The sequence below is a fragment of the Aerolutibacter ruishenii genome, assembly GCF_007830115.1.
Classification (GTDB): domain Bacteria; phylum Pseudomonadota; class Gammaproteobacteria; order Xanthomonadales; family Xanthomonadaceae; genus Aerolutibacter; species Aerolutibacter ruishenii.
Window position 1 is genome coordinate 15,468 of sequence record NZ_VLKP01000003.1, and the last position, 25,338, is coordinate 40,805.

A 25,338-nucleotide genomic window follows, 5' to 3' on the forward strand; every position below is an offset into this window, starting at 1 on the left:
TCCCTCCGCGTCAGGCGCTCAGCCAGGCAGGCTGCGGCACCCCAGCACGGCCAGCAAGCCATGCAATTGTGGCACCCGCATCAACCAGGGTGCCGCCAGGGTCACCAACCCTGCGGCCAGCACCAGCAGCGCCGCGCCATGGCGCACGCCAGGCCGGGACAGCCAGCCACCCAAGCGCGCGCCTGACCAGGTCAACGGCACCATCATCGGCAACGTCCCCAAGCCGAAGGCCGCCATCGTCAGGCCGCCATGCAGCGCGCTGGACTGCAACCAGGCCGCCGCCAGCAGCGTGCCGCTGAGGCCGCAGGGCAGCCAGCCCCAGAGCACGCCCAGTCCGATACGCCGGGGCGCCGTGCTGGCGGGCAACAACCGTCGCTGGAGCGGTCGCAGATGCTGCCATACGGCGGTACCCGGGCGGGACAGGAATGCCAGTTTGCCCCGGCGGTCCAGCAGGCGCAGGGCGGCCAACACCAGCACGGCCCCCACCGCCATGCGCAGCCCGGTGGCCAGCCAATCGATGCGGAACACCCGGACGATGCCGTGGCCGATGCCGCCCGCCACCATGCCGGCGGCGACGTAGCCCAGCACCCGCCCCAGGTTGGTCTGCACGGCGTGGGCCCAGTTCGCACGTGTGGCCGTGGCCGAGAACCCGGTGGCGATGCCGCCGCACATCGCGGCGCAGTGGCCGCTGCCCAGCAGCCCGGTCAGGAAGGCCGCGCCCACGGCCAGCCAGTCAATTGGCATGGCGGTCCGTGTCCTGCGTGTCGGCAGGCGCCGTGGCATCCGCGGACGACGTGGCCGACGATACAGGCGCGTCCGATGCGTCCGATGGGGAGGGGACGTCCAGCGGGGAAGGGGCAGCCGACGGGGATGGGGTGGTGGTCGAAGCGGCAGCCCTGTCCTCCGCGGGCGTTGCCAGGGCGCTTTCATCGACCAGGATGTCGAGTGCGGCACTGTCGAGATCCTCGAACTGCCCACGGCGCACGGCCCAGATGAACGCCCAGATCGCCACGCCCAACAACAGCAAGCTGATGGGAATCAACAGCAGCAGGATCGTCATGGCCGTACTCCGCGTGCCAGCCGCAACGCATTGAGGGTCACCAGCAACGAGGATAGCGCCATGCCGAGCGCGGCCATCCAAGGCGTCACCATGCCAGCGGCGGCCAGTGGCAGGGCGAGCAGGTTGTAGCCGATGGCCCATGCCAGGTTCTGGCGGATGATGCGCTGGGTGCGCTGGGCAAGTTCAATGGCCTGCGGAATGCGGCGCAGCGAGCCGCCGGTGATGACCATGTCGGCCGCACGTTGCGCCAGCGCCGCGCCGTCGGCCATGGCCAGCGAGACGTCGGCACCTGCCAGCACCGGTGCGTCATTGAGTCCGTCGCCGACCATCGCCACCACGTGCCCATGCTGTTGCAGGTCCCGGGCATGCGCCAGCTTCTGCTCCGGAGTTTGCCGGGATAGGGGGTGTTCGATGGCCAGGGCTTCGGCAAACCGTTGTACCGGCTGTGCCGCGTCGCCACTGCACAGGCCGACCGTCAGGCCCAGCGCGCGCAGTTCCGCCAGTGCCATGGCCGCATCGCCGCGGGGACGCTCGCGCAGGCGGAACCGGGCGATGCCGCGCCGGCCGTCGCCCAGCCACACGGCATCGTCGTCTGCGCTGCCTGCAGCAAATCCCGCGCGTCCCAGCCGCCATTCACGGCCCTCGACCACGCCGGTGACGCCCTGGCCGGGCACGGCGCGCACCTGCTCCGCCACGCGCGTCGCGGCCACGCCATCAAAAGCGCGTGCGATGGGGTGGCGGCTGCCCTGTTCCAGTGCCGCGGCGATCTGCAGCGCGTCCTCGGCGGAAAGGTCCCCCAGCGGCACCACGCGTTCGATTGCCGGAAGGCCGTCGCTAAGCGTGCCGGTCTTGTCGAAGACCACGTGGTCCACCCGTGCCAGCGCGTCCAGCGCGCCGGGGCGCAGCGCCAGCACGCCCATGCGCGCCAGTGCCCCGTGGGCCGTCGCCAGGGCTGCGGGGATCGCCAGCGACAAGGCGCATGGGCAACTCACCACGAGCAGTGCCAGCAGTACCTCGAAGGCGCGCGACGGGTCGTGGATGCGCCAGCCGGCGTACACGATGGCGGCGACCAGCAGCAATGCGGCGACGAACCACGAGGCGATGCGATCGGCGGTTTGTGCCAGCGGCGGGCGCTCGCTCTGCGCACGTTCGACCAGACGGGTGAGCTGGGACAGGCGGGTCTGCGTACCCACGGCCGACACGCGCACGCGCGCGACCGCATCGCGGCAATAGCTGCCGGCGAATACGGCGTCACCCACGGCTTTCTCCACCGGCGTGGATTCGCCGGTCAGCAGCGACTCGTCCACTGACGCCGGGTGGTCGAGCACGACGCCATCGGCCGGCATCGGCTCACCTGCCGCGACCCGCACCACGTCTTCCACCTGCAACGCATTCACGGGCACCTGCTCCGGAAGGCCGTCCGCGCCCTCGCGTGTGGCCAGGGTCGGTCGGGCCCGCGCAAGGGCATCCACCTGCGCGTTGGCGATGTTGCGCCCGCGCTGCTCCAGCATGCGCGCCACCAGCAGCAGGAACACGAACATCACTGCGGCGTCGTACCAGACGTGCGGCCCGCCGCGCACGGTTTCGACCACGCTGGCGAAGTAGGCGAGCAGGGTGGCGCTGGCGATCAGCGTGTCCATGCCGAGCCGGCGGCCGCGCCATTCGTTCCACATGCCGGTGATGAACGGCCAGCCGGAGTAGAACACCACCGGCGTGGAGATCAGGAAGGTCACCCAGCGGAAGAAGTCACGGGTGGGCACGGCCATCTCGTTGGCGGTGTCCAGGTACAGCGCCTCGGCCAGCATCATCGCCTGCATCGAACCCAGGCCGGCGATGCCGATCCGCACCAGCCAGCGGTTGCGCTCGCGTCGGCGCTGGCGTTCGCTTTCCTCGCCCGAGGCCAGGAACGGCCGGTAGCCGAGCGAGGCGAGCTTGGCCAGCAGCGCTGAAAGGCTGGTGCGCGCCGGGTCCCAGCCGATGCGGATGCGGCCGGTGACGGCATTGGCGCCGGCGTCCAGCACGCCGGGTTGGCGCTGCAGGGCGCGGTCGATCAGCCACGCACACGCGGCGCAGCGCATGCCGTCGGTGAGCACGGTGATCTCGCGGCCACCGGCGATGTCGCGCGTGTGCCCGCCGACCACGTCCTCGCGGTCCCAGATGCGGTAATCGGCCGCCACGGCATCCACCCGCGAGGCGGCATCGCTGCGCAGGCGGTAGTAGTCGCCCAGGTCGGCGTCTTCGATCCAGGCCGCCGCCGCGCTGCAGCCTGTGCAGCAGAACGCGCGTTCGACACCGCCCACCGGCTGGTGGATGGCGTCAGGGGGGAGGGGTTCTCCGCAGTGGTAGCAGGCGGTACTGCCAGGGGCGTTCACTGCGCGGCGAGCGAGGAGCCCAGGTGCGCGGCCTGCTGGCCACGGGGCAGTCGGCCACGCAGGCGCCAATCGCCAGTGGCACTGGTCAGCTGCAGGCTCCAGTCATGGCGGCCATCCACCTCCAACGGCGCGCTCCAGCCCAGTTCGTCGGGCTTGAGGTCCACCTTCAGGTCTTCCTCGCCGCGATTGGGATGCTGCAGCACGAGGTGCAGGGTCTGCGCCCGCTCGAAGGTGCCGCTGGCCGGGAACACCTGCACCCCGTCCTTGGCGATGCGGAATACGGCGCCCAGGCCGAGCTGCCTGGCGCGCTCGTCGGGCCCGAGGTCGGTGGTCTGGATCTGCGCGGTGCGCTGCACGTCGTCGCGCACCGCGTCGATGTTGCCGGCGCGGTTGGAGACGATGACCATGGTGATGCCGCCGATCACCGCGACCGCGGGCAGCGCCACGACCAGCCAGACCATCGGCTCACGCCACGGGGAACGCTTGTCGCTCATTGCAGGGGTCCAAAGAAGGTGGAGTCGACGACCTGGCGGGTACTGCCGTCGGTGCCGGTGATCACGAAGCGGATGTCATGCCGGCCATGCACGTTGGCTGGCGCGGACAGCGTGACCGCGCGCGACACGACTTCCTGCGGCGCCGCGTTGATGGCGACCGGCGTGCCCGGCAGGGCGATGCCCGCGGTGTCGGTTTCCAGCGTCAACGTGTAGGCCTGCGGCTTGTCCGTCTTGTTGATCACCTTCAGGGTGTAGCCGTTCTCGGTCTGTTCGCCCACCGTGCGGAACAGCGCATTGCGGTCGCGCAGCACCTCGGCGATCAGCGGGCTGCGGGTGCCCACGCCCCAGCCCCAGGCCACGATGAGCCCCAGCAGCAGGGCGCCGTAGACGAGGATGCGCGGGCGCAGCACCTTCGTCGATTTGCCGTCGATCGCGTTCTGCGTGGAGTAGCGGATCAGCCCGTGCGGATACCCCATCTTGTCCATGATGTCGTCGCACGCATCAATGCACGCACCACAGGCGATGCACTCGTACTGCAGGCCGTTGCGGATGTCGATGCCGGTGGGGCAGACCTGCACGCACATGGTGCAGTCGATGCAGTCGCCCAACTCGTCCGGGGCGAACTTCGGCAGCGGCGCCGCCTCCACGCCGGCACCGGCCAGGGTGATGGTGCCCGTAGCCTGCGCCTGCTGGTCGGCCGCGCTGGGATGCCGGCTGGCGCGGAACACGTAGTCGTAGGCGGTGATCTGGTCGAGCAGGCCACGGCCACGCTCCAGCACGCTGCCGACCAGGCCGCGCTTGCGCGGGCCGCGAGGCTCGCCGCGCATCGGGTCATAGGCGATGATCAGCGTGTTGCGGTCGAACATCGCGCTCTGGAAGCGCGCGTACGGGCACATGTACTTGCACACCTGCTCGCGCAGGAAGCCGGCATTGCCCCACGTGGCCAGCGCGTAGAAGAACACCCAGAACGTTTCCCAGCCGCCCCAGCCGAACGGCGCACGCGCGGCCAGGTCCTTGATGGGGGTGAAGAAGCCGACGAAGGTGAAGCCGGTCCACAGCGCGAACAGCAGCCAGACCACGTGCTTGCTGCCCTTGCGCAGCACCTTCTCGCCGGTCCATGGGCCGGCGTCGAGCTTCATCCGCTTGTGGCGGTCGCCCTCGATGCCGCTCTCGATCCACAGGAACACTTCGGTCCACACCGTCTGCGGGCAGGCATACCCGCAGAACAGGCGGCCGGCGAGGGCGGTGAAGAAGAACAGCGCCATCGCCGCGATGATCAGCAGGATTGCCAGGAACAGGAAGTCCTGCGGCCAGAACGTCAGGCCGAACACGTAGAACTTGCGCGCGGGCAGGTCGAACAGCACCGCCTGGCGGCCGTCCCAGCTGAGCCACGGGAACAGGTAGAACATGCCCAGCAGCCAGAAGACCGCTGCCACCCGAAGGCGGTTCAGCGGCCCGGAGACATCGCGCGGATAGATCTTCCGCTCGCTGACGTAGGCGCCGGGGCCGCCGTCATCAAGCAGGTCGAGGGGGATTTTCTTGCTCATTGCCTTCCGGTCATTCCGGCGGCAGCGGCTTGTTGAAGCGGCTGGCCGGACGCAGCAGGATCCAGGTGAAGAAACTGGCCGACGCGGTCGCCAGCCAGAACATGAAGAAGCCGATGCTGTATCCCAGGCCGCGGCTGATGTTGATCTGCGGGAACGTCATGTCCCGTAGCGCCAGCGGGTCGACGAAGGCGAAGAACACCATCGTCGCCACGCCGGCGGCGAAGAAGCTGGGCCAGAGGATCGCGCCGATCCTCTGGGCCAACGGCCGCGGTTCGTGGTCGAAACGAGGCTGGGTGAAGTCTGTCATTGAGCCGATTTTCCGGATTGCGGGTTCGCGCTTCCGGAGGCGGTGTTGGACAGGGACCAGACGTAAGCCGCCACCAGGCGCGAACGGGTTTCGCCAAGAAGTTCGCGGTGTGCGGGCATGATGCCATGGCGGCCGGCCGAGATGGTCTGGCGCAGGCTTTCCTTGCTGTCGCCGTACATCCAGTAGTTATCGGTCAGGTCGGGGGCGCCCATGGCCTGGTTGCCCTTGCCGTCAGGCCCGTGGCAGGCCACGCAGACGCCGTCGTACAGGGTCTTGCCGCGGGCGGCCATGAAGTCGTTCTGCATGCCGCCTTCGCCATTCAGGGTGCGGACGTAGGCGATCACGTAGTCCACCGCGTTGTCGCCGCCCATGCCGGTCAGCACCTTGCCCCATTCCGGCATCACGCCTTCGCGCCCATCGAGCACCGTCTGCAGCACCTGCTCGGGCTGGCCGCCCCAGTGCCAGACCTTGTCGGTCAGGTTCGGGTAACCGATGGCGCCGGTGGCCGCCGAGCCGTGGCAGGTGGCGCAGGTGTTGCCGAAGATCGAGCGACCCAGCGCCAGCGCCTTCGGATCCTTGGCCAGCACGTCGATCGGCTGGCCCTTGTAAGGGGCGAAGGTCTTCTCGAGCTTGGCGTCCTGGATCGCCTTCCCCTGTGCGTGTTCCTGCTTGGATGACCACTTGCTGGTGCCTGCGTAGTTGCCCCAGCCGCCGTACCAGGTCAGGTAACCCAGCGCGAACACGATGGTGATGTAGAACAGGTTGATCCACCACTTGGGCAGCGGCTTGTTGTACTCGGTGATGTCGCCGTCCCAGACGTGGCTGGTGTCTTCCGGCTTCGGATCGCCCGGGCGGCGCTTGGCCGTCCACCACAGCAGCCAGGTGTAGGCGGCGATGTTGAATGCCACCAGTACGATGATGTACCACGACCAGCCCGTGCTCATCGGCTGTTCTCCAGATCGTTGTCGTTGAGGGGCAGCTGCGCTGCCTCGTCGAATTCACGCTTGCGCCGCGGGCTCCAGACCCATGCCGAGCCGGCGATGAAGGTCACGAGCAGCAGGGCGGTGACGATGCCGGATACCATGGTCAGCCTCCCCGGGGCGCGTGCTTGCCGAGCCCCTGCAGGTAGGCGACCACGGCGTCGAGTTCGGTCTTGCCCTCCACGTCGGCGGCGGCCTTGGCGATCTCGGCGTCAGAGTACGGATCGCCCAGCTTCTGCAGGGTGCGCATGTGCTGGGTGATCTCGGCGCCATCCACCTTGTTCTCGGCCAGCCACGGGAAACTCGGCATGTTGGACTCGGGTACCACGTCACGCGGGTTGATCAGGTGCACGCGGTGCCAGTCGTCGGAGTAGCGGCCGCCGACGCGCGCCAGGTCGGGCCCGGTTCGCTTGGAGCCCCACTGGAACGGACGGTCGTAGACCGATTCGCCTGCCAGCGAGTAGTGGCCGTAGCGCTCGGTCTCGAAGCGCAGGGTGCGGATCATCTGCGAGTGGCAGTTGTAGCAACCTTCGCGGACATAGACATCGCGGCCGGCCAGTTCCAGCGCCGGATAGGGCTTGACGCCGGGCAATGGCGTGATGGTCTCGGCCTGGAACATCAGCGGGACGATCTCCGCCAGGCCGCCGAAGGAGATGGCGACCGCAATGAGGACCGCCATCAGGCCGACGTTCTTCTCGACTTTCTCGTGTGCGTTGCTGTTGTTGCTCATGTCGGGTCCTCGGGCTCAGGCGCGCGCGTCGGCGGCGTCGGGCGGGAGCAGCGGCTGCGGGGCGACTTTCTCCACCTGCTGGTAGGTCTTCCACACGTTCCAGGCCATCAGCAACATGCCGGACAGGACCATCAGACCGCCGAGCAGGCGACCCAGGTAGTACGGGTAGGTCGCATTGAGCGCTTCGACGAACGTGTAGGTCAGCGTGCCGTCGTCGTTGGTGGCGCGCCACATCAGGCCCTGCATCACGCCCGCGATCCACATCGAGGCGATGTAGAACACCACGCCGATGGTGTGTACCCAGAAGTGCGTGTCGATCAGCTTGACCGAGTACATTTCCTTGAGGCCGAGCATGCGCGGCATCAGGGAGTAGATCGAGCCGATGGAAATCATCGCCACCCAGCCCAGGGCGCCGGCGTGGACGTGGCCCACGGTCCAGTCGGTGTAGTGGCTGAGCGAGTTGACCGTCTTGATCGACATCATCGGGCCTTCGAAGGTCGCGATCATGTAGAACGAGATGGCCACGATCAGGAACTTCAGGATCGGGTCGGTGCGCAGCTTGTGCCACACGCCCGACAGGGTCATCACGCCGTTGATCGCACCGCCCCAGGACGGGGCCAGCAGGATCAGCGAGAACACCATGCCCACCGACTGCGCCCAGTCGGGCAGGGCGGTGTAGTGCAGGTGGTGCGGGCCGGCCCACATGTACACCGCGATCAGCGCCCAGAAGTGCACGATGGACAGGCGGTAGGAGTAGATCGGGCGCTGCGCCTGCTTGGGCACGTAGTAGTACATCATGCCCAGGAAGCCGGCGGTCAGCAGGAAGCCCACCGCGTTGTGGCCGTACCACCACTGCGCCATCGCATCGACCGCGCCGCTGTAGGCCGAGTACGACTTGGTCAGCGTTGCGGGTAGCGCGATGTTGTTGACGATGTGCAGCAGCGCGATGGCCAGGATGTACGCGCCGTAGAACCAGTTGGCGACGTAGATGTGCTTGACCTTGCGCTTGGCGATGGTGCCGAAGAACAGCACCGCGTATGCCACCCACACGATGGTGATCAGCAGGTCGATGGGCCACTCGAGCTCGGCATACTCCTTGCCCTGGGTCAGGCCCAGCGGCAGGGTGATCGCGGCGGCGACGATGACCAGTTGCCAGCCCCAGAACACGAAGGCGGCCAGCTTGTCGGAGATCAGCCGGACGTGGCAGGTGCGCTGCACCACGTGCAGGCTGGTGGCGAACAGCGCCGAGCCGCCGAAGGCGAAGATCACCGCGTTGGTGTGCAACGGGCGCAGTCGACCGTAGCCCAGCCACGGAATGCCTTCACCCAGCGTGGGCCAGTACAGCTGGGCGGCGATGATCACGCCCACCAGCATGCCGACAATGCCCCACAGGACGGTGGCGACGGCGAATTGCCGGACCACGCGATCGTTGTAATAACCGGCCAAGCCGGCGCCCGCGCTGTCGGGGCGCGCGACATCGTTATAAGTCATGGGAATACCTTCGACGAGGGTTGGCGATATTTTGGAGGGGCATGAAACGGTGGACTTGATCTGGATCAAGGGAGCCGCGTATGGACGCCTTGCGGCGTCAAAAAAGCCATGTGGCGCACGACTCGCCTGACAAGCGTCAACGACGCGATGCCGTGGCGCGGTGCAGCCAGTGTCGGCGCACCAGTATCGCCAATGTCATCACCCCGAGGAACAGACCATACGCCACCGATGTGGCCAAAACCTGTTTCCACATGGCCCCGTGGCTCGGATCCGCGGTCTGCATGCTCCAGTGCATGCCGGCGAACGATGCTGCGGTCGCAATGATCAGTGAGATCGTGTCGAAATACTTCCGCGCTCTGGTGCGCGGCTGGCGCGGAAAGCACCAGAACAGCACGGCCAGGATCGAGAACCATGGAATGAACAGGATCAGGGCCAGGTTGAGGGCGATGTCCGGGTTCACGGCGACACTCGGAATGGGCACTACAGGATACAGCGACCGTATCAGTGGTAGTAGAATCAGAAAAAGCTGAAAAAACCATATCAGTTGCCGTGAAGCGCTACGAAGCCCTTGCCCAGGACCTGGCGCGTTCGATCCAGAGCGGCCTGCTCCAGCCCGGCGAACGGCTGCCCTCGGTGCGCGAGACCTGCGCCGCGCGCAAGATCAGCCCCTCCACCGTATTCCGGGCCTACCACCTGCTGGAGACGCGGGGGCTGGTGGAGTCGCGGCCGCGGTCGGGCTTTTACGTGGCACGCGGCCGGATCCGGCTTCCGCCTGAACCCGAAATGGCCTCCCGCCCGGATGGCGAGTCGCGTGCGGTGGATGTCAGTGACCTGGTGTTCCAGGTACTGCGTTCGAGCATGAACCGCGATCGGGTCCCACTCGGCTCCGCCTTCCCCAGCCCGATGCTGTTCCCGCTGGAGCGGCTGGGGCGCTCGATGGCCAAGGCCGCCATCCACCTCGACCCATGGAGTACGGTCGATGACCTGACCCCGGGCCAACTGGCGCTGCGCCGGCAGATTGCGCGCCGCTACCGGCTGGATGGCATCGACATCGAGGCCGAGGACATCGTCATCACCAACGGCGCGATGGAGGCGATGAGCCTGAGCATCACCGCGGTCACGCGCCCCGGCGACGCGGTGCTCGTGGAGTCGCCGTGCTTCTACATCACCCTGCAGATACTGGAGCGCAACGGGTTGCGGGCCATCGAAGTGCCGACCCATCCGCGCGAAGGCGTGGACCTGGAAGCGCTGGCCCAGGCCATCGCCCGCCATGCGCCCAGGGCATGTTGGCTGATGCCGACGTTCCACAACCCGCTCGGCAGCACGATGCCCGAGGCCAACAAGCGTGCCCTGGCGACACTGCTGGCGGAGCACGGCGTTCCGCTGGTGGAGGACGACGTGTACTCCGAACTGCACTTCCAACCCACGCGCCCGCCACCGGTCAAGGCCTACGACCGGGAGGGCCTGGTGCTGCATTGCGGCTCGTTCTCCAAATGCCTGGCACCGGGTTACCGCATTGGCTGGGTGGTGCCGGGGCGGTTTCGCACGCAGGTAGCGCGGGCCAAGCTCACATCCACCCTCAACACCAACGTGCCGGGGCAACTGGCGATTGCTGGATACCTGGAAGGCGGGGGCTATGAGCGGCACCTTCGCCAGTTGCGCGAGCGTCTTGCGCATCAGCAGGCGCAGTACGTGGCCGCCATTGCCGAGGCATTCCCGCGGGAAACGCGTGTGACGCGTCCGATGGGCGGATATTTCCTGTGGCTCGAGTTGCCGGCGGGGACCGACGCGCTGACCCTGCGCCAACGGGCGCTGGCCCATGGGATGAGCCTTGCGCCCGGGCCGATGTTTTCGCCCAGTCGTGGTTTCGGCAACTGCCTGCGACTCAATTGCGGCCACCCGTTCGATGCACGGATGGCCGATGCGGTGGCGACCCTGGGTCGCCTGGCCGCCGGGATGGCATGACCGGCGCGGAAGGGGCGACGGGCCGTCGCCGCCTGCGGCTCAGCGCTTGGGCTTCGCCGCCGGTGTTGCCAGTGCCTTGCGCACGGCTGCCACGAATTCCGGGTCCGGGCGGCTGCCCATCTGTTCAGTGCGGGCCAGGATGCGGCCGTTGGCGTCCAGCAGCACCCACACGCTGGTGTGGTTGAACTCGCCGTCCTCCAGTTGCCGGTAACGGATATCCAGCACACCCGCGATGGCGCGCACGTCGGCCGGGGCCGGGCTGGCCAGCGTCCAGCGGGCGGGGTCCAGCTTGCGCTTGGCGAACATGCTGGCAAGCTTGGCGGGATCGTCGCGCTGTGGATCCATGCTGATCATCAGCAGGCCCAGCTTCTGCTGCTCGGCCGGGGTCAGTGATCGCTCGATGGCCTTGCCGCTGTCGATGATCAACGGGCAGATGAACTTGCACGACGTGTAGAACATCGACACCAGCTGCACCTTGCCGCGCTTGTCGGCCAGTCGCAGCTTGCGGCCCTGCTGGTCCACCAGCGGCACGTTGAGCTGGTAGATCGAGTCCGAAGGCAGGGGCGCGGCCTTGGAGGGGGCGGCCTGGGCCATCCCGAAGGCTAGGGCGAGGGGGACGGCCAGGGCCAGCAGGAAGGTCTTCATTTCACGTCCTTGGCGCAGCGGAAGCCGAGGTTGCCAGTGGTGTCTTGGCCCCCCAGCGACGAAAGCATCGCCACGCGCATCAGGACCGCGTAGTTGTCGCGGTCGTTCATGGACAGGGCACCGGCGCCGCAGAAGCGGGTCTTGTCGGCATCGCCCTGATTGCGGTTGTCCGAATCCACCAGCATGGCCGAGTAGTCCTCGGTCCACTCCCACACCAGGCCATGGATGTCCTGCACGCCGTAGGCATTGGGTGCCTGCAGGCCGGCGCGGGGCAGTGAGGTCTTGGAGGAACGCGAGTACCAGCTGAGGATGCGCTCGCGCCAGGCGGGATCGTTGCGCGCGTCCTTGCGGGTTTCGTCGGCTGCGGCCACGTATTCCCACTCCGACCACGTGGGCAGGCGTGCGCCTTGCGATTGGCAGTACGCGTCAGCGGCGAACCAGCTGACCCATACCACCGGTTGTTGGGGTTGGGCATTGGGCCCCAGGGTCTGCGGGCCGGCCCAGTGCGACAGATAGCGGTCCTCGGCGAACACGCCGGGTGTCCTGCCACGCTGCCACTGCGGATTGGCCTTCACGAACGCCAGGAACTCGGCGTTCGTGACGGGGGTGCGCATCAGCTCGAACGGCTTGATGCGCACCTGGCTGTCGCTGTCTTCGTACTTCAGGGCCGAGCGGAATGTGCCGCCCGGCAGCGTGACGTACCCTCCCGGGCCGGCGGCGAGGACGCCGGCGACGGGCAGTGCCATCAGGAGTATCGCTGCCAGGCGGCGCATGGCTCAGTGACCTCCCGAGGCGTTGGCCGGAGTGGCCTTGCGGGCAGCCGCGGCTTCGGCCTTGGTCACCTGGCCACCCGGGTTGCCCCAGCTGTTGAGGACGTAGGTGGAGATGTTGGCCACTTCGTCGTCGGTCAACTGGTTCATCGGCGGCATGTTGGAGTTGTAGTCCTTGCCGTTGACCTTCACCGGGCCCACCAGGCCGTGCAGGATCACCTGCGGCACGCGCTTGGGATCAGCCTTGATCCAGTCGGAGCCAGCCAGCGGCGGGAACACGCCCTCGAGGCCCTGGCCATTGGCCTGGTGGCAGGTCGAGCAGGTACCGGCGAACAGCGCCTGGCCGGCCTTGATCTGCTCTTCCTTGGTCAGCGCACCGGCCTTGGCCGAAGCGGCGGCGGTGGCAACGGCGGCCATGTTCGGCTGCGCACGGTCACCCAGGTAGACCTCGTCCACTTCCTTGCCCGAGTAGATTTCCTTGTTCTCCGGGCCATCGGCCTTGAGGATCGCAAGGGCACCCTTGTTGAAGGCGCGGAACAGGCTGTGGTCGACCAGCACGTAGCTGCCCGGCACTTCCATGTGGAAGTCCATCATGGCGGCGCCACCGGCGGGGATCAGCGTGGTCTGCACGTTCTCCTGGTAGTGCGTGCCACCCTCGTACCAGACCTTGTCGAATATCTCGCCGATCACGTGGAAGCTCGACACCAGGTTCGGGCCACCGTTGCCCACGTACAGGCGCACGGTTTCGCCGACCTTGGCGGTCAGGGCGTTGTCACCGGTCATCGAGCCTTCGCTGCCGTTGAACAGCACGTAGCTCGGGTTCTCGTCGATCGCCTTCTGCATGTCGAACGGCGCATGGCCCTTCTCGCGGTACTTGGTGGTCGTGTAGAAGTCGCCCTGCATCACGTAGTACTCCTTGTCGACCTTCGGCAGTCCTTCCGGCGGCTCGACCAGGATAAGGCCGTACATGCCGTTGGCCACGTGCATGCCCACCGGTGCGGTTGCGCAGTGGTACACGTACAGGCCAGCGTTGAGGGCCTTGAAGGTGAAGCGGGACTTGTGGCCCGGCGCGGTGAAGCTGGACGCGGCGCCGCCGCCCGGACCGGTCACGCCGTGCAGGTCGATGTTGTGAGGCATCTTGCTGTCGGGTGCGTTCTTCAGGTGGAACTCCACCGTGTCACCCTGGCGCACGCGGATGAAGCTGCCCGGCACCGTGCCGCCGAAGGTCCAGAAGGTGTAGGTGACGCCTTCGGAAATCGGCATCTCCTTCTCGACTACCTCCAGTTCCACGATGACCTTGGCCGGTGCGGTGCGGCCAGTGGCCGGCGGTACCAGCGGCGGCGCGGTCAGCACGGCCTTGACCGGCTCGCCCTGGGGCGGACCGAAATCGCCCTTGCGCGAACCACCGGTATCCTTGGCCGCTGCGGCCTTGGCGGTGTCCTTGCCGGACTCCTTGCTGCTGTCGCAGCCCGCCAGCGTCATTGCGAGCGCGGCGGTTGCGAGGACCAGCGATTGGGTGACACGTCTCATGAACATCCCCTTCAACAATGGCCACATGGCCTACGGTGGCAAGATTGCCGTCGTGCGACGGCGGCAAAAATGATCAGAATCAAATTACGCGGCCGGTCGTGGCGGACCGGCAGGCGGCTTGACTTTGGTCAAGGTGAAACCGTAGGGCCGGCGTAGGCTGCGCGCCAATCCATCACGGTCCAATAGCCATGACGCGCAAGAAATGCCGGTTGCCCCAGGCGATCGTGCTGGTGCTTGCTCCCCTCCCTGCATTCGCGGATACCAGCCTGCAGCTCGAGTGGGACCTGAGGGCCCGGCACGAGCAGGTGGACGATAGCGGATTTGATGACAAAGCGCAGGCGTCGACGCTGCGTGTTCGTGCTGGCCTGCGTGCCGCGTTTGGTCCCGGCCTCACCGCGTTCGCCGAGGGCGAAGGCGTGGCGGCGGCCAATGACCACTACAACAGCGGCGCCAATGGCAGGACCGGCTACCCCGGCGTGCTCGATCCCACCGGTGCCGAACTCAACCAGGCGTGGTTGGGCTGGAAGGGCGGCAAGGCGGGGGCGACGCTGGGCCGCCAGCGGATCGTGCTGGACAACCAGCGCTGGGTGGGCAACGTGGGCTGGCGCCAGAACGAGCAGACGTTCGATGCGCTTGCGCTGCAATGGAGGCCGGCGGCATCGGTGACGCTGGGTTACCACTGGCTGGACAAGGTGCATCGCGTCGCCGGTGACGATGCGCTCAACCGGCTGGCGCGCGAGCGCGACCTCGATACCCACTTGCTCAACGCCGCATGGAAAAGCGGCGCGCAGCAGGTGGCCGGTTACGCTTATCTGCATGATGACCGCGACGTGGCCAGTGCCTCCACCGCCACCTATGGCGTGCGCTGGACCGGCAGCCGCATGCGTGATGGCCGCGGCCCTGGCTGGACCTTGGAAGCCGCGCGTCAGGTCGACAACGCCGACAATCCGCGCGACTTCGGCCACGATTACTGGCTGCTGGAGCCGACCTGGACACATGGGCGCATCATCGCGCGAGCCGGATGGGAGCACCTGGGGGGTGATGGTGTGACGGCCGTGCAAACACCGCTGGCCACCCTCCACGCGTTCAATGGCTGGGGGGACCAGTTCCTGGTGACGCCGCCCGGTGGGTTGGAAGACCGTTACGCCGGTGCGGGGGGCAAGTTCGGTCGGGGGCGCCTGGACAGCAAGCTCAACTGGGCGGTTGCCTGGCACGATTATCGTGCCGACAACGGTGGGCGTTATGGTCGCGAATGGAATGCCTCGCTCGGGTTTCCATTGCCGGGCGGATTGGCGGGACTGGTGAAGGTCGCCGATTACCGGGCCGATGGTTTCTCGCGCGACACCACCAAGGTGTGGCTGCAAGTGGAATGGCGTGGCTCGCACGCCCTGGTTGTAGGTGACGCTCGATGAACTGCCTCGACTTCCGTGGTCTCACGGCCCCCGAGCCGCTGTTGCAGGCCCTGGCCGCGGCTGACGCACTCGGGCCTGGACAGTCGGTCGAGGTGCTGACCCCATTGCTGCCCACACCGCTGCTGGATGCCCTGGCCGCGCGTGGGCTGGCGTGGCGGGCCGAATCCGCGCCCGATGGCGGCGTCCGGGTCGCCATCCAGCGACCGGCGGCAGCGGATGGCCAAGCTCTCGATTGAACAGGCACCGGCGTCGTGGACGCCTCGGTTGTTCCTGCTCACTGCTTCGGCATGGGCGGGCGCGGCGGGTGGGATGCTGGTGTTCGAAGGGGCGGTGGCGCTCACCTCGCGCTGGGGGAGCGCCACGCTTGCGTTGGTGCACGCGTTGACGCTCGGCTTCCTGGGCAATGCGATGTTCGGCAGCCTGTTGCAGTTCCTGCCGGTGGCGGCGGGGGTGCCCGTTCGTGGCGGGCGATCCGGCGCTTTGTTGCTTCATGGCCTGTTGAACCTGGGTACGTTCGTTCTGGTGGTGGCGCTGCGTTGGCCACAGGCATGCCCGGCCTGGTGGGGCGGCGTGATGCTGGTGGGTGCCTTCGCGTTGCTGGCCTCGCTCGTCCTGCCGGGCGTATCGGGTGTCGCCGCAAAACGATTCCTGCACTGGGGACTTGGCGGTGCCGTTGCAGGTGGCCTGGTCACGGCGGGTTTGGGCTTGCTCCTCGCGCTTGGCTTGTCGGGGCTGGTTGCTGTCCCGTTGCGGCCGTTGACCGATGTGCATGCGGCGTGGGGCGTGCTGGGCTGGGTAGTGGTGCTGCTGGCGTCGGTGTCGCGGGTAGTCGGGCCCATGTTCCAGGGGATGGCGGTCCTACGGGAGCGTTGGCAGGCGTTCTGGATGACCGGAATGCTTGCAGTCCTCGCCGCGGGCTTGGTCGCCGCTTTCCAAGGCCTGACGCCGCCATGGTTCCGCATGGGGGTGGGACTGGGCGGCCTGCTGTTCGCGGCCACCGGGCTGCTGATGCAGGCGCGCGCGCCGAAGTTGCGCAAGGTGCCACTGACCGGTTTCTGGCTGGCCGGGTTGTCCGCCACCGCCGCAGGTGCCGTGATGCTGCTGGTCGATGGATCCCCCGGGATGCTTGCGGGCGTGCTGGCCATTGGCATCGGCCTGCCGCTACTGGTGGTGGGCATGCAACTGGAAATCGTCGCCTTCCTCGGCTGGATCAGGCTGCACCGGCGTTGCGGCAAGGGCGTGCGGCTGCCGGGCGTCCAACTGCTTCTGCCGGAGCGTGACAAGTACGCAGTGCTGGCCCTGCACGTGGCCGCCGCTGCAATGCTGGCGACGGCGACGGCGACCGCGACCGCCACCGCGGCGGATGCGATAACTCGAGCAGCGGGCGCTGCAGTGCTGTTGGCGCACGCCTCTACGTTTGCCGCACTGTGCGGCGTAAGTTGGCGAAGCCGTCGTTTCGTGCAGCAACTGGGGAGGTGCACATGAGCATGCAGATACCCCCGTTCCCGCTGCCCCACGCCTTGCATGTCGGAGACAACACGGATGACTGAGAATATGCCCGGCCTCGCGCAGGTGCGCCGGGCTATTGACGGCGTCGACGACGGCCTGGTGCTGTTGCTCGCCGCACGATCCCGCCTGGCCCGCGTGGCCGGTCGCATCAAGGCGCGCGCGGGTGCCGGTGGCCGCGATGAGGCCCGGGAGCAGAGGGTGCGCCAGCGTGCTGCCAGCCTGGCCACGGCACTGGGGCTGGAACCGGAAGTGGCGACCGGGATCCTGGAACTGGCCATCGGCGCGGCCTGCCGCGACCAGGGGCTCACAAATGATCTGGATCAAGGTGGCACGGGTGGCAGCGGGCGCATGATCGCGTCCACCATGCATACCCGATCCGATCCCACGCCCGCCCGGGCGCAGCAGTTGTTGCGCTTCGTTCCGCCGCCGCGGCGCATTGCGCCGCTCCTGCGCGTGGTACCGCTTGCGGTGCAGCAGCGCCTGCTGGAACGGGCCATGGCGAAGGTCCTGTCCGGCCCCCTGAACGGGGGGGCATTGGAATTCATGGCCGGCCGTCGTCTCGGCATCGAAGTCAGCGACCTGGCATTGCGCTGGGTGGTGGAACTGCAAGGTTCGCGTCTGGTGGTGGTCGATGCGCCCGCCGAAGCCACCGTCCGGGGCACGGTAACCGACCTGCTGCTGCTGGCCGGTCGATTGGAGGATGCGGATACGCTGTTCTTCCAGCGGCGCCTGGTGCTGACCGGCGACACCGAATTGGGGCTGACAGCCCGCAACGTGCTGGATCGACTGCCATGGGAGCGCGTGCCGCTTGGCCTGAGGATCGCGCTCAACCGCGGTGCGCGTTTCGCCAGTGCCGCACGCAGCGCCCACCGCGCGGGTGGTGGTGCCAACACCTGACCGGACTGATCGCCGCGCAGGGCCGGTCGGACCCCGATGCCCGACGCCACACCCGGGCAGCCGCGGCGGGAACCGCCTTCAACGGAATCTTCATCAGCAATGCCCACCAATACAGCCGCCGCCCACCGTCCACGATGGACGCCTGACCTCGCCGAGCGCTACGCCGAACTGAGCGCCAAGCTTGAACAGCTCGTGCCGTGCCTGGAGGTGCCCATGCACCTGCCGTGGATCGACGCGATCAACCGGCTCAAACGCGAACGCGGCGCCATGATCATGGCGCACAGCTACCAGTCGCCGGAGATCTTCCACGGCGTGGCCGACTTCACCGGCGACTCACTGGCGCTGGCGCAGGCGGCCGCCGATTGCGATGCCGGCATCATCGTGTTGTGCGGCGTCCATTTCATGGCCGAAAGCGCCAAGATCCTGGCGCCTGACCGCACGGTGCTGATCCCCGACCTGGAGGCCGGGTGCTCGCTGGCGTCCTCCATTACCGCCGATGACGTGCGGGCGCTGCGCGCTCAGCATCCCGGTGTTCCCGTCGTCAGCTACGTCAATACCTCGGCGGCGGTGAAGGCGGTTTCGGATGCCTGCTGCACCTCGGCCAACGCGGTGCAGGTGGTTGAGGCCATGGGCGCGGGCAAGGTGATCTTCCTGCCGGACCGCTTCCTGGGGGCTTACGTGGCCTCGCAGACCGATGTGGAGCTGGTGCTGTGGAACGGCGCCTGCGAGGTGCACGAGCAGTTCACCGCGCAGCAGGCGCGCCACACCCGCGAGCGATTCGAAGCCAAGCTGGTGGCGCACCCCGAGTGTCCGCCCGACGTGCTGGCCGAGGCCGATTTCGTCGGCTCCACCAGTGCGATGGGCCGGTGGCTGGAGAAGGAGAAGCCGCAGCGCGTGGCCCTGATCACCGAGTGTTCGATGGCCGACAACCTGAAGGCGCAGTTTCCGGCCATCGACTTCGTCAAGCCCTGCAACCTGTGCCCGCACATGAAGCGGATCACGCTTGAGAACATCCACGCCTGCCTGCTGGAACTCAAGCATGAGGTACACGTTCCGGCGGACGTCGCGGCCGACGCGCGTCGCGCGCTGGAGCGGATGCTGGCCGTGGGCCGACGCGAACGCGTGTGAGTCAGACCGCGCCGATCATCGTGGTGGGGGGCGGCATCGCCGGCCTTGTCACGGCGCTGGCCGCTGCGCCTGCACCGGTGGTACTCCTGATGCGAAACGCCGGCAGCAACGGTGCCGCCAGTGCGTTGGCCCAAGGCGGTATCGCGGCAGCACACTCGCAGGGCGACAGCCCCGCCGCCCACGCCCGAGATACCTGCGCCGCGGGCAGCCATCACAACGACGCGGCGATGGTCGATGTCCTGACCCGCTCCGCCGCCGATGCCATCGACTGGCTGCAACGGTTGGGCGTCGCGTTCGACCGAAACGATGACGGGACGCTGCAACTGGGCCGGGAAGGCGGGCATGACCGGTCACGCATCGTCCATGCCGGTGGAGACGCCACCGGGGCGGTGGTCATGGCGGCGCTCGTGGCCGCCGCGCGCAACGCGGTGCACATCGAGCGCCACACAGGCGTGGACGTGGACGGGCTGATGCTGCGCAATGGCGGCGTCAGCGGCGTGTGCATCACTCGCCGTGACGGCTCGCAATCGGCGCTGGAAGGGTGCGCGGTCGTGCTTGCCACAGGTGGCATTGGCGGCCTGTTCGCACACACCAGCAACCCTCCGGATGCCGATGGCAGCGGTCTCGCGCTGGCGATCGCTGCCGGTGCCGACACGCGTGACCTGGAGTTCGTGCAGTTCCACCCCACGGCGCTCGCCGTCCCCGGACTGCACAGCCTGCCGCTGGTAACCGAGGCGTTGCGCGGCGCGGGTGCGCACCTGCACGATGCGCAAGGCCGGGCCCTCATGAAGGGTGTGCATCCTCTGGGCGACCTGGCACCTCGCGACGTCGTGGCGCGACAGGTGTGGGCGGCATGCGAGGGAGAGGGCGCGTGGCTGGATGCGCGCGCCATTGGCGATGTGTTCACCAGGGACTTCCCGACGGTACTGGCTGCCTGTCTGGCGCATGGCATCGACCCGCGATCGCAGCCCATTCCGGTCAGGCCCGCTGCCCACTTCCACATGGGCGGCATCCACACCGACGCGGACGGTCGTACCTCGCTGCCTGGCCTGTTCGCGGTCGGCGAGGTGGCCTGCAACGGCGTACACGGGGCCAACCGGCTGGCCAGCAACTCGCTGCTGGAAGGCGTGGTGTTTGGTCGAAGGCTCGGCCAGTGCCTGCGCGACATCGACGGCGCAGCGGCCGGTGGCCGTTCATTCAAGTTCCTGCATCGAGGACCGTCGCTGGATGCCGCGCAACTCACGCGCATGCGGCACCTGATGACACAGGCAATGGGGCCGCTGCGCACGGGTTCGTTGCTGCAGGTCGCGCTGCGCGACTGCGATGCACTGGCATGCGTGGGGTGGCAGGGCGCTCTGGCGCGCGCGCTGGTGAGTGCCGCGTTGCGCAGGCGGCGCAGTCTTGGCGCGCATTTTCGTGATGACGGCCCGCTGTCGGGGCATTCGACCAAAGGTGCGTGGAGAGTCGCCTGAAGTCCCTCCTCACCGCGCCGATGGCGTGAGAGTCAACACCGGCGCGGCCTGCAGCAGGACAGTTGTGCAGAAACAGGGAAAACAACCGTTTGACCTACGCAACCGTACGGAAACTGACCATTGACGCAAGTCAGTACGGACTAGAAAGTTTGTCGCCAGAATCACGTTTTTCACGGTGAACTCCCCCATGACCAGACCGTCCTCGCTCGACCGCGAGCAGCTGCTTTCCTGTGCCCGCGGCGAGATGTTCGGACCCGGCAATGCGCGGTTGCCCGCGCCACCGATGCTGATGTTCGACCGCATTACCCACATCGCCACCGAAGGCGGCCAGTATGGCAAGGGCGTGATCCGCGCCGAGCTGGATATCAATCCCGACCTGTGGTTCTTCGAATGCCACTTCCTGGGCGACCCGGTCATGCCGGGCTGCCTGGGGCTGGATGCCATGTGGCAACTCACCGGCTTCTACCTGCCGTGGCTGGGGGCGCCCGGCCGCGGCCGCGCCCTGGGGGTGGGCGAGGTCAAGTTCAGCGGTCAGGTCAAGCCCGATGCCAAGACCGTGAGCTACGAGATCGACATCCGCCGCGTGATGCGCGGCAAGCTGGAACTGGTGATCGCCGACGGCCGCACCCTGGTGGACGGCCGCGAGATCTATGTCGCCAAGGATCTGCGCGTGGGCCTGTTCACTTCCACCGAGGGCTTCTGACATGCGTCGCGTTGTCGTGACTGGCCTGGGCATCGTGTCGTGCCTGGGCAATGACCTGGACAGTGTGTCCGCCTCGCTGCGCGCGGGGCGCGCGGGCATTACCTTCCAGCCCGAATACGCCCAGATGGGGCTGCGCAGCCATGTGGCTGGCGTACCGCAAATTGACCTCGATGCCGAGATCGACCGCAAGCAGAAACGCTTCATGGGCGATGCGGCGGCCTATGCCACCGTGTCCATGCGCGATGCCATCGGCGATGCCGGCCTCACGCCGGCGCAGGTGAGCCAGCTGCGCACCGGCGTCATCGCCGGATCCGGCGGCGGCTCGCCGCAGTGGCAGATCGAGACCGCGGACCTGATGCGCAACCGTGGCGTGCGCAAGGTCGGCCCGTACATGGTGCCGCGCACGATGTGCTCCACCGTGTCGGCCGCACTGGCCACCGCGTTCGCCATCAAGGGCGTCAGCTACTCGCTGTCCGCGGCGTGCGCCACCTCGGCGCACTGCATCGGCGCGGCGGCAGACCTGATCCGCCACGGCGCGCAGGACATCATGTTCGCCGGTGGTGGCGAGGAAGTGCACTGGGGCATGACCTGCCAGTTCGACGCGATGGGCGCGCTGTCCACCTCGTTCAACGACACCCCGGCCAGCGCCTCGCGCCCGTACGACGCCGACCGCGATGGCTTCGTCATTGCCGGTGGCGGCGGCATGCTGGTGCTGGAGGACTACGAGCACGCCAAGGCGCGCGGCGCGAAGATCCATGCCGAACTGCTGGGCTACGGCGTCACCTCCGACGGCGCCGACATGGTCGCGCCATCGGGCGAGGGTGCGGTGCGCTGCATGCAGATGGCGATGGCCGGCCTCGATAGCCCCATCGACTACCTCAACACCCACGGCACCTCCACGCCGCTGGGCGACGTGACCGAGCTGGAAGCGGTGCGCAAGGTGTTCGGCGATGCCGTGCCGGCGCTGTCGTCGACCAAGGCGCTGTCCGGCCACTCGCTGGGCGCGGCCTCGGTGCATGAGGCGATCTACTGCCTGCTGATGATGCGTGACGGTTTCGTGGCCGGTTCGGCCAACATCGGCACGCTCGATGAACGTGCTGCGGCTTACCCGATCGTGCGCGAAAGCCGCGAGGCCAAGCTGGACACCGTGATGTCCAACAGCTTCGGCTTCGGTGGCACCAACGCGGCCCTGGTGTTCGGCCGCGTCTGATGGCTCAGGCGGCGGCGACCGGGCGCATGCCCGGTTCGCCGTGCCAGTAGCCGTTGCGCTGGCCGATGCGCGGCGGTGCGGTCAGGCTGTTGCGCGCCAGGTCGAAGTGGCGGACCACCGCCTCCATGCCTTCCGCCTGCGGGTAAAGCCGCAGGATGTCCACGCCCAGCGCGCGCAGGTCCGGCAGCTCCGGCCCCAGGTCGGTGACCTCCTCGCCCTGCACCTGGATGCCATTGATGCGCAGGAACGGGCGTCCCTCGCGCGTGGCCAGCGGCAGCCCATCCGGGTAGTCGATGCAACGGAAACCGCACTGGTCCTTGGCGATGTCCAATGCGCGCGCGGTGAAGCAGCGGGCCGAGTACGACAGCGGCAGGCGGCCCCAGGCAATCACCTCCAGTTCCGGCATTGCACCGCCCTCCTGCTCGAGCGCGTCCTTCAGCTCGCGGATCAGCACCTCGCCCTGTTCCACGCCCGGTACCCAGCGGCGCAGGCCATCTTCGACCAGCATCGCCAACGCACGGTGGTTGTAGACGTTCAACGCCGGGCCGGCAACGAACGGCAAGCCTTTTTCGCGGCACAACTGCACCGCCGACAGGTCATTGGCCTCTACCCAGAAGCCACCGTGCGAGATCTGCCGATTGAGCACGCTCAGTTCGGACTCGGCTTCGATCAGCGCCAGCGACGACAGCACGATCTGCTTGCCGCTCGTGGCCAGTTCCTCGGCCAGTTCGATCCACTCGACGGTGCGCAGCTCGCGCCGCTTGCTGCACACGGTTTCGCCCAGGTAGACGATGTCCACTGGCCAGTGGATGGCCTCGCGGTAGAAGGCGAGGGTGGTTTCGCGCGGCCAGAAATATTGCAGCGGGCCCAGGCTGATCTTCAGGCGGTTGGCTTGTTCAGCCGGCGCCGCGGAATCGGGCGCAGTGGCGTGGGCCGGCGTGGCGACGGTGTCGGTCATGGCAAGTCCATTGGTGGGCGCGACTGGCTCAGTGCCACGCGCGGTGGTACGGGCCCAGGGTGGTCTGGTGGCCTTCGGCGTGGCGCGACAGTTCGCTCTGCCACTCGGGTTGCAGCTGCCAGTGCGCCTCGTCGGCCGCCAGTCGATCCAGCGCCTTGCGCCAGGTTCGCGTGACGGAGCTGACATAGGCCACGCCGCGCTGGCGGCCTTCGATCTTCAGCGCGGTCACGCCGGCCTGTTTCAGGCGCGGCAGCAGTTCCAGCGTGTTGAGGCTGGTCGGTTCTTCCAGTGCATGGAAGATTTCATTGCCCACGTCGAAACGGCCCTTGCACACCGTCGGGTAGCCCGCCGGTTCCTCGGGCTTGAATTCGTCGATCAGCACGTCGTTGAGGCGTACGCTGCGGCTGCCATCGTTGTGCTCGTCCCAGCGCACGAACTTGGCCGGTGAGCACACGCCGTGCCGGTTGGGCGAGGCGCCGGTCACGTAACTGGAGAGCTGGCAGCGCCCTTCGACCATGATGCACAGGCTGCCGAAGGCGAACACCTCCAGCGCCACCGGCGAGTTCTGGCACAGCCGCTCCACCTGCTGGATCGACAGCACCCGCGGCAGCACGGCACGGCTGATGCCGAACCGTTCGTAGGCATAGCGCAGCGCCGGTGCGGTGGTGGCCGAGCCCTGCACCGACAAGTGGCGCGGCAGCCCAGGGTGCGTGCGCGCCGCGTAATCGAGCACCGCCATTTCCGCGGCGATGATGGCGTCGGCGCCCAGCGCCGCCGCCTTGTCCACCGCGGCGTGCCAGTCCCTCAGCCGCGCACTGTCGGGATAGGTGTTTAGCGCCAGGTACACCTTGGCGTTTTTCGCATGCGCGTAGCGGATGCCCGCGCGCAGCTCGTCATCACTGAAATTCAGCCCGGGGAAGGCGCGCGCGTTGGTCTGGTCGCGGAAGCCCGCGTACACCGCGTTGGCGCCGGCATCCACCGCGGCCTGCAGGGCCGGCAGGTTGCCGGCGGGACACACCAGTTGCATGGGAGGCTTCCTGCTGGGGAAGCATGAATGGTCTTGCGTGGCGCCGGACGCGTCATTGATTTGCGTCAATCGAGCTCCTGCGGGGACGCAGCGCCATGCCTCTGGCGCGCCTTAAGGTGCCCGTAAGGCGGCGGCGGTGGAATGCGCTCGTGGGCAAACCGCCCGCTTCTGGAGAGATGACATGAAAGCCCCTGTTCGCACGCTCCTTCCGCTCATCGCCGTGACCGCCGCGCTGGCCGCCCCCGCCGCATTCGCCGGCCCCAAGTGCACCGACGCGCCCCGCAGCGAGTGGATGCCGGAAAAGACCATGCAGGACCGCATCACCAAGGCCGGCTACACCATCGACAAGTTCAAGGTGTCCGGTACCTGCTACGAGATCTACGGCAAGGACAAGACGGGCCGGCGCGTCGAGATCTACTACGACCCGACCGACGGCAGCGTGGTCAAAGAACGCGACGACGACTGACGGAGGCCCACGATGAACACCATCCTGCAGCACGCGAGCGACGAACCGGCTGGCACGGCCGCGAAGACGGCCAAAGTGTGGGACCCGCTGGTGCGGCTGTTCCACTGGTCGTTGGCCGCGTGCATCCTGGGCGCATTCCTGGTGGAGGAGGGCGACACTGCCCACCGTTGGCTGGGGTACACCGCACTTGGGTTGATCGCGTTCCGCGTGCTGTGGGGCCTGGTGGGGTCGCGCCACGCCCGCTTCAGCGACTGGGTGCACGGTCCGCGCGCCGTGGCCACCTACCTGCGTGAGCGGCTCACCGGCCGCTCGCAGCGCAGGCTCGGGCACAACCCTGCGGCGGCGGTGATGATCCTGGTGTTGATGGCCGGGGTGGCCGCGGTCGGCCTCACCGGCTGGATGCAGACGCTGGACGCGTACTGGGGCGCCGAGTGGCTGGAAGAATTGCACGAGGCGCTGGCCAACGGCTTGCTTGTCCTGGTCGGCGTCCATGTGCTGGCGGCGATCGTCGAGAGCCTGCACTACCGCGAGAACCTCATCGCCGCGATGGTGCATGGCCGCAAGCGGACCCTGGACCATGACCGGCATTGAGTCCGGGGCAACCGCCCTTCGCCCGCCCGTCGTGGCGGGCGAAGGCGTGGCCGGCCATTTGCGCCAGATCAAGG

General features: G+C 67.7%; 27 protein-coding genes. 11 read left to right on the forward strand and 16 right to left on the reverse strand.

Features of this window, described 5'->3' with window-relative positions; genetic code table 11:
• Window positions 1-18: 18 nt before the first annotated feature.
• From IP93_RS04090 to IP93_RS04140, 11 genes are all read right to left on the reverse strand, one after another.
• A complete protein-coding gene (locus IP93_RS04090; protein ID WP_144812390.1) occupies window positions 19-744 on the reverse strand; it encodes a sulfite exporter TauE/SafE family protein in 726 nt (241 codons plus the stop codon).
• Window positions 734-1,060 (reverse strand): cbb3-type cytochrome oxidase assembly protein CcoS, encoded by a 327-nt coding sequence (ccoS, locus tag IP93_RS16010; protein ID WP_199747093.1) that lies wholly within the window; start codon window positions 1,058-1,060, stop codon window positions 734-736. Before ccoS ends, IP93_RS04090 begins: the two co-directional genes overlap by 11 nt.
• A complete protein-coding gene (locus IP93_RS04100; protein WP_144812393.1) occupies window positions 1,057-3,432 on the reverse strand; it encodes a heavy metal translocating P-type ATPase in 2,376 nt (791 codons plus the stop codon). The genes ccoS and IP93_RS04100 overlap by 4 nt, the downstream gene beginning before the upstream one ends.
• Window positions 3,429-3,926, reverse strand: a complete 498-nt coding sequence (locus IP93_RS04105; RefSeq protein ID WP_144812396.1) for a FixH family protein — start codon at window positions 3,924-3,926, stop codon at window positions 3,429-3,431. The genes IP93_RS04100 and IP93_RS04105 overlap by 4 nt, the downstream gene beginning before the upstream one ends.
• On the reverse strand, window positions 3,923-5,473 hold the full coding sequence (locus IP93_RS04110) for a 4Fe-4S dicluster domain-containing protein (protein WP_144812397.1): 1,551 nt from the start codon (window positions 5,471-5,473) through the stop codon (window positions 3,923-3,925). The genes IP93_RS04105 and IP93_RS04110 overlap by 4 nt, the downstream gene beginning before the upstream one ends.
• A gap of 10 nt (window positions 5,474-5,483) precedes the next feature.
• Window positions 5,484-5,780, reverse strand: coding sequence for a hypothetical protein (locus IP93_RS04115; protein ID WP_144812400.1), 297 nt, complete (start codon window positions 5,778-5,780; stop codon window positions 5,484-5,486).
• The gene (gene ccoP / locus IP93_RS04120; protein WP_144812403.1) at window positions 5,777-6,724 is read right to left on the reverse strand and encodes a cytochrome-c oxidase, cbb3-type subunit III; all 948 of its coding nucleotides are present in this window, start codon (window positions 6,722-6,724) and stop codon (window positions 5,777-5,779) included. Before ccoP ends, IP93_RS04115 begins: the two co-directional genes overlap by 4 nt.
• Window positions 6,721-6,864 (reverse strand): cbb3-type cytochrome oxidase subunit 3, encoded by a 144-nt coding sequence (locus IP93_RS04125; RefSeq protein ID WP_144812406.1) that lies wholly within the window; start codon window positions 6,862-6,864, stop codon window positions 6,721-6,723. Before IP93_RS04125 ends, ccoP begins: the two co-directional genes overlap by 4 nt.
• A gap of 2 nt (window positions 6,865-6,866) precedes the next feature.
• The gene (gene ccoO / locus IP93_RS04130; RefSeq protein WP_144812408.1) at window positions 6,867-7,490 is read right to left on the reverse strand and encodes a cytochrome-c oxidase, cbb3-type subunit II; all 624 of its coding nucleotides are present in this window, start codon (window positions 7,488-7,490) and stop codon (window positions 6,867-6,869) included.
• Between the two features lie 15 nt (window positions 7,491-7,505).
• Entirely contained in the window at window positions 7,506-8,981 is a 1,476-nt protein-coding gene (ccoN, locus tag IP93_RS04135) for a cytochrome-c oxidase, cbb3-type subunit I (protein WP_144812411.1), read from the reverse strand.
• A gap of 136 nt (window positions 8,982-9,117) precedes the next feature.
• Window positions 9,118-9,441: a hypothetical protein gene (locus tag IP93_RS04140; RefSeq protein WP_242006735.1), complete on the reverse strand. Its 324-nt coding sequence runs from the start codon at window positions 9,439-9,441 to the stop codon at window positions 9,118-9,120.
• A gap of 89 nt (window positions 9,442-9,530) precedes the next feature.
• On the opposite strand from IP93_RS04140, the gene IP93_RS04145 reads away from it, so the two are divergent.
• The gene (locus tag IP93_RS04145) at window positions 9,531-10,946 is read left to right on the forward strand and encodes an aminotransferase-like domain-containing protein (protein WP_144812414.1); all 1,416 of its coding nucleotides are present in this window, start codon (window positions 9,531-9,533) and stop codon (window positions 10,944-10,946) included.
• A gap of 39 nt (window positions 10,947-10,985) precedes the next feature.
• Here IP93_RS04145 and IP93_RS04150 read toward each other — a convergent pair whose 3' ends face one another.
• From IP93_RS04150 to nirK, 3 genes are read right to left on the reverse strand one after another with little or no spacing between them, the layout of a single operon-like run.
• Entirely contained in the window at window positions 10,986-11,591 is a 606-nt protein-coding gene (locus tag IP93_RS04150; RefSeq protein WP_144812416.1) for an SCO family protein, read from the reverse strand.
• Entirely contained in the window at window positions 11,588-12,337 is a 750-nt protein-coding gene (locus IP93_RS04155; protein WP_242006736.1) for a formylglycine-generating enzyme family protein, read from the reverse strand. Before IP93_RS04155 ends, IP93_RS04150 begins: the two co-directional genes overlap by 4 nt.
• A 30-nt stretch (window positions 12,338-12,367) precedes the next feature.
• The gene (gene nirK / locus IP93_RS04160; protein WP_144812421.1) at window positions 12,368-13,891 is read right to left on the reverse strand and encodes a copper-containing nitrite reductase; all 1,524 of its coding nucleotides are present in this window, start codon (window positions 13,889-13,891) and stop codon (window positions 12,368-12,370) included.
• Window positions 13,892-14,079: 188 nt separating this feature from the next.
• On the opposite strand from nirK, the gene IP93_RS04165 reads away from it, so the two are divergent.
• The 8 genes from IP93_RS04165 to fabB all read left to right on the forward strand — a co-directional run bounded on the left by IP93_RS04165 (window position 14,080) and on the right by fabB (window position 22,222).
• Entirely contained in the window at window positions 14,080-15,303 is a 1,224-nt protein-coding gene (locus tag IP93_RS04165; RefSeq protein WP_144812423.1) for an alginate export family protein, read from the forward strand.
• Window positions 15,300-15,539, forward strand: a complete 240-nt coding sequence (locus tag IP93_RS04170; RefSeq protein ID WP_144812426.1) for a DUF2249 domain-containing protein — start codon at window positions 15,300-15,302, stop codon at window positions 15,537-15,539. Before IP93_RS04165 ends, IP93_RS04170 begins: the two co-directional genes overlap by 4 nt.
• A complete protein-coding gene (locus IP93_RS04175; protein WP_242006737.1) occupies window positions 15,520-16,788 on the forward strand; it encodes a hypothetical protein in 1,269 nt (422 codons plus the stop codon). The genes IP93_RS04170 and IP93_RS04175 overlap by 20 nt, the downstream gene beginning before the upstream one ends.
• 57 nt (window positions 16,789-16,845) lie before the next feature.
• Entirely contained in the window at window positions 16,846-17,709 is an 864-nt protein-coding gene (gene ubiT / locus IP93_RS04180; RefSeq protein ID WP_144812431.1) for a ubiquinone anaerobic biosynthesis accessory factor UbiT, read from the forward strand.
• A gap of 99 nt (window positions 17,710-17,808) precedes the next feature.
• The gene (gene nadA / locus IP93_RS04185; protein ID WP_144812434.1) at window positions 17,809-18,837 is read left to right on the forward strand and encodes a quinolinate synthase NadA; all 1,029 of its coding nucleotides are present in this window, start codon (window positions 17,809-17,811) and stop codon (window positions 18,835-18,837) included.
• On the forward strand, window positions 18,834-20,309 hold the full coding sequence (locus IP93_RS04190; RefSeq protein ID WP_144812437.1) for an L-aspartate oxidase: 1,476 nt from the start codon (window positions 18,834-18,836) through the stop codon (window positions 20,307-20,309). The genes nadA and IP93_RS04190 overlap by 4 nt, the downstream gene beginning before the upstream one ends.
• A gap of 187 nt (window positions 20,310-20,496) precedes the next feature.
• Window positions 20,497-21,012: a 3-hydroxyacyl-[acyl-carrier-protein] dehydratase FabA gene (gene fabA, locus IP93_RS04195; protein ID WP_144812439.1), complete on the forward strand. Its 516-nt coding sequence runs from the start codon at window positions 20,497-20,499 to the stop codon at window positions 21,010-21,012.
• A gap of 1 nt (window position 21,013) precedes the next feature.
• Window positions 21,014-22,222 (forward strand): beta-ketoacyl-ACP synthase I, encoded by a 1,209-nt coding sequence (gene fabB / locus IP93_RS04200; RefSeq protein WP_144812441.1) that lies wholly within the window; start codon window positions 21,014-21,016, stop codon window positions 22,220-22,222.
• A 4-nt stretch (window positions 22,223-22,226) separates the two neighbouring features.
• On the opposite strand, the gene IP93_RS04205 is transcribed toward fabB, so the two are convergent.
• Window positions 22,227-23,180 (reverse strand): U32 family peptidase, encoded by a 954-nt coding sequence (locus IP93_RS04205; protein ID WP_144812444.1) that lies wholly within the window; start codon window positions 23,178-23,180, stop codon window positions 22,227-22,229.
• Window positions 23,181-23,208: 28 nt separating this feature from the next.
• Window positions 23,209-24,207 carry a ubiquinone anaerobic biosynthesis protein UbiU gene (gene ubiU, locus IP93_RS04210; RefSeq protein ID WP_144812447.1) on the reverse strand — a complete coding sequence of 333 codons (999 nt, stop codon included), beginning with the start codon at window positions 24,205-24,207 and terminating at the stop codon, window positions 23,209-23,211.
• A gap of 181 nt (window positions 24,208-24,388) precedes the next feature.
• Between ubiU and IP93_RS04215 the strand changes: the two genes are divergently transcribed.
• Both IP93_RS04215 and IP93_RS04220 read left to right on the forward strand, forming a co-directional pair.
• The gene (locus IP93_RS04215) at window positions 24,389-24,673 is read left to right on the forward strand and encodes a PepSY domain-containing protein (protein ID WP_144812449.1); all 285 of its coding nucleotides are present in this window, start codon (window positions 24,389-24,391) and stop codon (window positions 24,671-24,673) included.
• Window positions 24,674-24,685: 12 nt separating this feature from the next.
• Window positions 24,686-25,264: a cytochrome b/b6 domain-containing protein gene (locus IP93_RS04220; RefSeq protein ID WP_144812452.1), complete on the forward strand. Its 579-nt coding sequence runs from the start codon at window positions 24,686-24,688 to the stop codon at window positions 25,262-25,264.
• The last annotated feature ends 74 nt before the right edge of the window (window positions 25,265-25,338 follow it).